The sequence below is a fragment of the Rhizobium sp. PvP014 genome (assembly GCF_017876855.1).
GTDB lineage: Bacteria > Pseudomonadota > Alphaproteobacteria > Rhizobiales > Rhizobiaceae > Neorhizobium > Neorhizobium soli.
Map to the genome: position 1 here is coordinate 1 of NZ_JAGIOT010000001.1, position 2500 is coordinate 2500.

The 2500-nt window shown below is 54.5% G+C and carries 1 tRNA gene and 2 rRNA genes (1 of these 3 cut by a window edge); all 3 read right to left on the reverse strand.

Going from position 1 to position 2500, the window contains the following annotated elements:
* Position 1: 1 nt before the first annotated feature.
* A tRNA-Met gene (locus J3A65_RS00005) sits at positions 2–74 on the reverse strand.
* Between the two features lie 260 nt (positions 75–334).
* Positions 335–449, reverse strand: a 5S ribosomal RNA gene (rrf, locus tag J3A65_RS00010).
* Positions 450–706: 257 nt separating this feature from the next.
* Positions 707–2500, reverse strand: a 23S ribosomal RNA gene (locus tag J3A65_RS00015) (it continues 1171 nt past the right edge of the window).

Below are 2500 nucleotides of genomic sequence, written 5' to 3' on the forward strand. Positions count from 1 at the left end.
GTTGCGGGGCAGGATTTGAACCTGCGGCCTTCAGGTTATGAGCCTGACGAGCTACCGGGCTGCTCCACCCCGCGCCAAGCGAATTTGGCTTTGCCAAATTTCGCGTCTGCGTAAACCGCGTTGCGGTTTACGTGTAGTGCCGGAGCAAATCCGAAGGATTTGTCTCCTTTGAGGGACGCACCGGCTACAGACCGAACGTCCCATTATTTCGTTAAACCCCAGCAACGACAAAAGGCCGCTTTGGGAGCGGCCCTTGGTTTGGCCAGGGGCCGATTGTTTTCGTGTATGAGAAGATTGTTTGGTCCATCCTTATGGATGGCATTGCCTTTAATAGACCTGGCAGCGACCTACTCTCCCGCGTCTTAAGACGGAGTACCATTGGCGCAGGGGTGTTTCACGGCCGTGTTCGGAAAGGGAACGGGTGCAGCCACCCCGCAATGACCACCAGGTCGATTAAGGGCAATGTATGCGTGGCAATGGGCGACCATTGCAACGCTTTATCGAGAAGCTGGCGGGGGCGAACCCCCTTTTGTCTTAGTTGAACACGTCTTTTGTTTGCCGTCTGGTTTGTCGGAGCGAAGCTCCGCAAGGCCAGAGGCCGTCGCGCCTGTTGGCGCGGCCCGTCCGGAGCGTTTTTTCGCGCGTCAGGACAAAACAGATGTCATCATCAAGGTGCGCAGCACCTTGATGAGCATAGTCAATGAGAACGATGAAGCCAATCGGGCTATTAGTAAGGCTAAGCTTCATGCATTACTGCACGTCCACACGCCTCCTATCAACGTGGTCGTCTTCCACGGCCCTGATAGGGAATACTCGTTTTCAGGTGGGTTTCCCGCTTAGATGCCTTCAGCGGTTATCCCTTCCATATATAGCTACCCTGCTATGCCGTTGGCACGACAACAGGTCCACCAGAGATATGTCCATCCCGGTCCTCTCGTACTAGGGACAGATCCTGTCAATATTCCTACACCCACGGCAGATAGGGACCGAACTGTCTCACGACGTTCTGAACCCAGCTCACGTACCGCTTTAATTGGCGAACAGCCAAACCCTTGGGACCTGCTCCAGCCCCAGGATGCGATGAGCCGACATCGAGGTGCCAAACAACCCCGTCGATATGGACTCTTGGGGGTCATCAGCCTGTTATCCCCGGCGTACCTTTTATCCGTTGAGCGATGGCCCTTCCACGCGGGACCACCGGATCACTATGACCGACTTTCGTCTCTGCTCGACTTGTCAGTCTCGCAGTCAGGCGGGCTTATGCCATTGCACTCGACGACCGATTTCCGACCGGTCTGAGCCCACCATCGCGCGCCTCCGTTACTCTTTCGGAGGCGACCGCCCCAGTCAAACTACCCACCATACACTGTCCCGGATCCGGATAACGGACCGCGGTTAGACATCCATGACGATAAGGGTGGTATTTCAAGGATGGCTCCACGAGAACTGGCGTCCCCGCTTCAAAGCCTACCACCTATCCTACACATGCCGACACGAATGCCAGTGTAAAGCTATAGTAAAGGTGCACGGGGTCTTTCCGTCTAACCGCAGGAACCCCGCATCTTCACGGGGAATTCAATTTCACTGAGTCTATGTTGGAGACAGCGGGGAAGTCGTTACGCCATTCGTGCAGGTCGGAACTTACCCGACAAGGAATTTCGCTACCTTAGGACCGTTATAGTTACGGCCGCCGTTTACTGGGGCTTCAGTTCAAAGCTTGCACCTCTCCCTTTAACCTTCCAGCACCGGGCAGGCGTCAGGCCCTATACGTCGTCTTTCGACTTCGCAGAGCCCTGTGTTTTTGATAAACAGTCGCTACCCCCTGGTCTGTGCCACCCCTTTCCACTTGCGTAAAAAGGGGTCACGCTTCTTCCGAAGTTACGCGTGCAATTTGCCGAGTTCCTTCAACATAGTTCTCTCAAGCGCCTTGGTATGCTCTACCTGACCACCTGTGTCGGTTTCGGGTACGGTCTATACGGTGGAGCTATTTCCTGGAACCGCCCCGCTGCACATCCAATCCAATAAGGAGGTACAACTTACGCGATCCGTCACTACCACCAGGCCCACGAATATTAACGTGGTTCCCATCGACTACGCATTTCTGCCTCGCCTTAGGGGCCGGCTAACCCTGCTCAGATTAACTTTAAGCAGGAACCCTTGGTCTTTCGGCGAGGGGGTCTCTCACCCCCTTTATCGTTACTCATGTCAACATTCGCACTTCCGATATCTCCAGAGGCCCTCACGGGTCCTCCTTCACAGACTTACGGAACGCTCCGCTACCACATACACTTGCGTGCATATCCTCAGCTTCGGTGCATGGCTTTAGCCCCGTTACATTTTCGGCGCAAAGACCCTTATTTAGACCAGTGAGCTGTTACGCTTTCTTTAAATGATGGCTGCTTCTAAGCCAACATCCTGGTTGTTTTGGGATCCTCACATCCTTTCCCACTTAGCCATGACTTGGGGACCTTAGCTGGAGGTCAGGGTTGTTGCCCTCTTC